The sequence below is a fragment of the Polaribacter sp. genome (assembly GCF_965660385.1).
In the GTDB taxonomy this organism is placed as follows: domain Bacteria; phylum Bacteroidota; class Bacteroidia; order Flavobacteriales; family Flavobacteriaceae; genus Polaribacter.
The window spans coordinates 1-4,377 of the sequence record NZ_CBFHZT010000047.1 but is presented as its reverse complement, the minus strand read 5'-3'; the positions used below and the strand labels follow the sequence as shown (position 1 = coordinate 4,377).

Below are 4,377 nucleotides of genomic sequence, written 5' to 3'. Positions count from 1 at the left end.
AACGGTTTGGCTATGTGCCGTATGAGGTACGAATATGGACATATAGCCTGTGTTATCTACTGGGTGGCACGGGCTATGAAAACAAAATTTTATTATGAGAAAAATACATATAAACAACGATGACAATTACGCTACACCTCCTTACTTTTACAAGGAGTTGGATAAGCGTTTTAACTTTGACTTTGATCCTTGCCCTTATTGTGAAGGCGAAGTTGTAGATGGATTAAGTATTGAGTGGGGAAACTCAAATTTTGTAAACCCACCATACAGTAGGAAACTAAAAGAGGCTTTTGTAAAGAAAGGGGTTGAAGAAATGCGAAAAGGCAAGCTTTGTGTTTTCTTAATTCCTGTATCAACTTCAACTGAACTATTTCACGATTGGATAAAGCCAAATGCAACTGAAATAGATTTTATTAGAGGTAGAATTAAGTTTGGTAAATTGGACGAAGACGGTAATTTTTATCTCCCGCTTAATAAACACGGAAAAACACAAAGCGGAACAAAGGATAGTATGGTGGTTGTCTTTGACGGACGTAGTGCCACCTTGTAGATAACGGATTTGTACAAGAACAGTAACGAAAATAATAACTAAAATAAATAAAAATGAAAATAGCACTTTTAATAATTGGTTTAATATTGATTTACGGAATTATTAGAATAGGTTTTTGGTTAAATGTAGTATGCGAAAACCAAGTAAAACAAGCAAAATTATTACAGCAATTAATTGACAAACAAAGCAAATAGCAAGTTATTGTTTTTGTACGTTGTTATACACTTTAAAAATTATGATAAATAAACCATTATTTACTGACTGGCTAAAAGCTAAGGGATATCATTTGATGAAAGAATTAATTTGGTATGATAGTAGTTTTAAAATAGTCGAACACAATGAAATAAGGAAAAAGTTAGCTGAATGGCGTAAACTTTGATTTTTATTGTGTATAACGGTCAAGCATAAGATTAGGCGGGCTTTTTAAGGCTCGAAACTGTCCGCCCGCAACAAACTTAAATAAAGAACCAAAAGCGGAAATATAACAACACTGCCCGCTTAATTTTATGCAGTGTTGGCAAATCGTTTTTAATCATGTCATTTTCAGAAATAGTCAACGAATTACAAGGGGATAAAGACAAAGGCGTTAAAATGCTTGTCAATTTATCAGAAGAACAAAAAGAAGCTCTCGAAGAAATCCGAGAAGCTGAAAGGTTAGTTGAAAAAGCTAATCAAAAGTATAATTCAACGATGAACAGCATTAAGCTTGTTTGTCAGCACTTAAAAGTTGAGCCACATTTTATTATTCGTGAAGGCAAAAAAATCTATCAGATTACGCCTGAATTTCAAGCACACATTAGCATTATTGATTACGAATCTTAAATGTTTGCCAACGCATTGTGTATGGAAAGTAGCGGAATAAGTACGCATAAACTTTCGGATTAAAACAAGTCTATTTAAAAGGCTAAAAATATAAATTAAACACAGAACCCGCTATTTTTTATACACGTTGTTAGCAACTGTAAAAAAGGGCGTGGTTTTGCAAAAACCAAATACGTATGAGTGAGATTATAAGTAAACCTGTTGTACCAAATCTAAAAAGCGAAATTTTAATAATGGTTAAAAATGAATTCCTAAAATTAAACAACCTAAAAATAGGTGACAGTATTATATGGAATTTTAGATACGACACATTAAGAAGCCAATATAAAGGTGGAATGGCAAGTTATGGCGCAAATGAAGAAAGCGAAGGTGTTTTAAAAGAAAATAAAGATGGTTTCTTGTATGTTGAAAGTGTAAAAGAATATAGTTTTTATACTCATAAATGGAATCAAAGAAGTGGAAGACAATCAAGACATACTTGGGAACGAACAATGAAAAAAGCACAACACTTTTTTGGTACTGGATTTACACACGTAATGCCGACCGAGTAAGCGCCCTTTTTTATTGTTGCTAACGGTAAAGTATATGAGTAGTGGCAGATAGAAAGCACCTACTTATCGGACAAGCTAAAAGTAAATAGATAAACAGAGAATAAGAATTAAACAATAACCTGCCATTACTTATATACATTGTTATATACTGTACTATTTTTGAGCGATGGCAGATTATTTTTGCATAAAAATAAAATATTTTCATTTTTTACTTGTGTATATCATATATATAATATATATTTGTGCTGTTACAATGATGTAACAATGGTTACCCGCCAATCAGGGTTTATTCTTTTACTATGAGTTATTTAGTTATTTTCGATGGTACTTTAGCCTTTGTAGGCGACCATTCAGATATTGCAGATGCTGACCATGAGATTGTTGGCACATTTACTAACGAGGATGATGCGTATGCTTTTGAAGAAAAGTATAATGAGGAAGCCACTAACCACGGGAGATATTAATCTCCCGTTCATTTTTTACTAATGTTCAGTGACAATGAACACCTAATAATATTGAACAATGAAAGATTATAAAGATGAAGATTGCGAACATACTGATGGAAGTTATTTCTGTTTCGAATCTGGTTATGATAGATGCAAATGTTGTGGTATTGTTTTAAATGCTACTAAAGAAGAATTTTATAAAGACTTATGAGAAAATTAATTGATATAAACGAAGAAGATGGTACTTACGAAAAGTTACAGATACTTGCCATTAAAGCAAAGAAAGACCTTAAAAACTACATCCAAGATTTATTGAGTGAGCACGCAAGAGTGGATGGCAAAAAATAGTATTGTATATAACGGTTATGGTATATGATACGATTTTTTAACGAATAAATAATAACAGAACAATGAAAGAAGTTTTAAAAGTACTAAGAGATTTAAGAATAGAAACAAGTGAAAGAGGTAATTATAGCCAGTCTTACGCTAAAGGATATACAGATGCCATAAGTGATGCAATACAAGCAGTTAAAAAAATGGATTATATACCTTGTTGTAAAAGCGATAGCGAGCTGTTAAAGGACAAGGAAAACCTAAGTTTTAAAGGTTGGATGAGAGTTAAAGGATATGAAAAAAATCTTGACGAACCTTGGTTAAAAGACGGTAAGATTTGTACAGGTAGTGAAATTAGATATATGCTAGAGCTATACAAAGCCCTTTAATTGTTTACAACGAATAGTAATATGGTATCGGCTGACGTAGGAAGCTGGACTATATTACGTGTTACCTGATGAAGCGATAGCGGAATGAACTGTAAAATAAAAAAAACGGCCTGCGTGAGGAACGAGGGCAAATTATAGAGTATGAGTAAGAATAAATTTAATTATGAGTGGACTTTGAAAGATGCAAAGTTTACAAAAGACAAAGGAACTGTATTTAGTTGTTTTGCTTGTGGTGGTGGTTCTACAATGGGTTATAAACTTGCAGGTTTTGACGTAATAGGAATGAATGAGATTGACCCTAAAATGGCTGAATGTTATATTACTAATCATAAACCAAAATACTCTTATATTGAGGATATAAGGACTTTTAAAGATAGAACAGATTTACCTAAAGAACTTTATAACCTAACTATTTTAGATGGCTCTCCACCTTGCAGTAGTTTTTCTGTTTCTGGAAATAGAGAAAAAGATTGGGGAAAGAAAAAGAAGTTTAAAGAAGGGCAATCTGAACAAGTTTTAGATACTTTGTTTTTTGACTTTATAGAACTTGCTGAAAAACTACAACCTAAAATAGTTATTGCCGAAAATGTTAAAGGTATTTTAATGGGTGAAGCAAAAGAATATGTTAGAAAAATACTTGCAGATTTTGACAAAGCTGGATATGTAGTAAAAGAGTTTTGTTTAAATGCTAATAGAATGGGAATACCACAAAAAAGAGAACGAGTATTTTTTATTGCAGTTAGAAAGGATTTAGCAAGTAAGTTACCTCAAAATATTAGTGTATTGTTTGATGATTTTCCTTTACTTGATTTAGTTTTCTTTGAAGATTTAATTACGTTTGATAAGGTTTACGAACCAAACAACAAAGAAAGAATGTTAACTGAATTTAGTACTGAACTTTGGAATAAAAGAGAGTTTGGGGATTCAAGTTTTGAACAAATAAATGAACGAGTACACAACAAACCTAACTTACATTTTAATAAGAAATTTTTATACAAACACAAGGTTGCAAATACAATTACTGGTAAAGATGATTGTGTATTATTTGATGAGCCAAGACATAGAAGTAAGTTAGAAAATTTAAGGTGTTCAAGTTTTCCTTTAGATTACGATTTCTTAAATAACAAAGAATATTATTTAATGGGAATGAGTGTACCACCTTTAATGATTGCACAAATAGTAGGTAGAATTTACGACCAATGGTTACAAAACATTACTTATACATAGGTGTATGAGTAGTTTTTTGTTGCGTATGAGTGAGTGGCCGTTTTTTTTATTTTATTGCA

General features: G+C 31.8%; 9 protein-coding genes. All 9 read left to right on the top strand.

Annotation, left to right across the window (positions count from 1 at the left end; genetic code table 11):
- The first annotated feature begins 94 nt into the window (after nt 1–94).
- A complete protein-coding gene (locus tag ACTG3V_RS12455) occupies nt 95–550 on the top strand; it encodes a DNA N-6-adenine-methyltransferase (RefSeq protein WP_439132499.1) in 456 nt (151 codons plus the stop codon).
- 53 nt (nt 551–603) lie between these two features.
- Nucleotides 604–744 (top strand): hypothetical protein, encoded by a 141-nt coding sequence (locus ACTG3V_RS12450; protein WP_439132498.1) that lies wholly within the window; start codon nt 604–606, stop codon nt 742–744.
- A gap of 340 nt (nt 745–1,084) precedes the next feature.
- Nucleotides 1,085–1,372, top strand: a complete 288-nt coding sequence (locus ACTG3V_RS12445) for a hypothetical protein (protein ID WP_439132497.1) — start codon at nt 1,085–1,087, stop codon at nt 1,370–1,372.
- 176 nt (nt 1,373–1,548) lie between these two features.
- The gene (locus ACTG3V_RS12440; protein ID WP_439132496.1) at nt 1,549–1,923 is read left to right on the top strand and encodes a hypothetical protein; all 375 of its coding nucleotides are present in this window, start codon (nt 1,549–1,551) and stop codon (nt 1,921–1,923) included.
- Nucleotides 1,924–2,222: 299 nt separating this feature from the next.
- A complete protein-coding gene (locus ACTG3V_RS12435; RefSeq protein ID WP_439132495.1) occupies nt 2,223–2,387 on the top strand; it encodes a hypothetical protein in 165 nt (54 codons plus the stop codon).
- Nucleotides 2,388–2,445: 58 nt separating this feature from the next.
- Nucleotides 2,446–2,580: a hypothetical protein gene (locus ACTG3V_RS12430; protein ID WP_439132494.1), complete on the top strand. Its 135-nt coding sequence runs from the start codon at nt 2,446–2,448 to the stop codon at nt 2,578–2,580.
- A complete protein-coding gene (locus ACTG3V_RS12425) occupies nt 2,577–2,717 on the top strand; it encodes a hypothetical protein (protein WP_439132493.1) in 141 nt (46 codons plus the stop codon). The genes ACTG3V_RS12430 and ACTG3V_RS12425 overlap by 4 nt, the downstream gene beginning before the upstream one ends.
- A gap of 62 nt (nt 2,718–2,779) precedes the next feature.
- On the top strand, nt 2,780–3,091 hold the full coding sequence (locus ACTG3V_RS12420) for a hypothetical protein (protein ID WP_439132492.1): 312 nt from the start codon (nt 2,780–2,782) through the stop codon (nt 3,089–3,091).
- Nucleotides 3,092–3,232: 141 nt separating this feature from the next.
- Entirely contained in the window at nt 3,233–4,318 is a 1,086-nt protein-coding gene (locus tag ACTG3V_RS12415; RefSeq protein ID WP_439132491.1) for a DNA cytosine methyltransferase, read from the top strand.
- The last annotated feature ends 59 nt before the right edge of the window (nt 4,319–4,377 follow it).

What these genes read in the sequence shown, in the direction of transcription:
- ACTG3V_RS12455 (WP_439132499.1), top strand. Translation starts at nt 95, where the DNA reads ATGAGAAAAATACATATAAACAACGATGACAATTACGCTACACCTCCT.
- ACTG3V_RS12450 (WP_439132498.1), top strand. Translation starts at nt 604, where the DNA reads ATGAAAATAGCACTTTTAATAATTGGTTTAATATTGATTTACGGAATT.
- ACTG3V_RS12445 (WP_439132497.1), top strand. Translation starts at nt 1,085, where the DNA reads ATGTCATTTTCAGAAATAGTCAACGAATTACAAGGGGATAAAGACAAA.
- ACTG3V_RS12440 (WP_439132496.1), top strand. Translation starts at nt 1,549, where the DNA reads ATGAGTGAGATTATAAGTAAACCTGTTGTACCAAATCTAAAAAGCGAA.
- ACTG3V_RS12435 (WP_439132495.1), top strand. Translation starts at nt 2,223, where the DNA reads ATGAGTTATTTAGTTATTTTCGATGGTACTTTAGCCTTTGTAGGCGAC.
- ACTG3V_RS12430 (WP_439132494.1), top strand. Translation starts at nt 2,446, where the DNA reads ATGAAAGATTATAAAGATGAAGATTGCGAACATACTGATGGAAGTTAT.
- ACTG3V_RS12425 (WP_439132493.1), top strand. Translation starts at nt 2,577, where the DNA reads ATGAGAAAATTAATTGATATAAACGAAGAAGATGGTACTTACGAAAAG.
- ACTG3V_RS12420 (WP_439132492.1), top strand. Translation starts at nt 2,780, where the DNA reads ATGAAAGAAGTTTTAAAAGTACTAAGAGATTTAAGAATAGAAACAAGT.
- ACTG3V_RS12415 (WP_439132491.1), top strand. Translation starts at nt 3,233, where the DNA reads ATGAGTAAGAATAAATTTAATTATGAGTGGACTTTGAAAGATGCAAAG.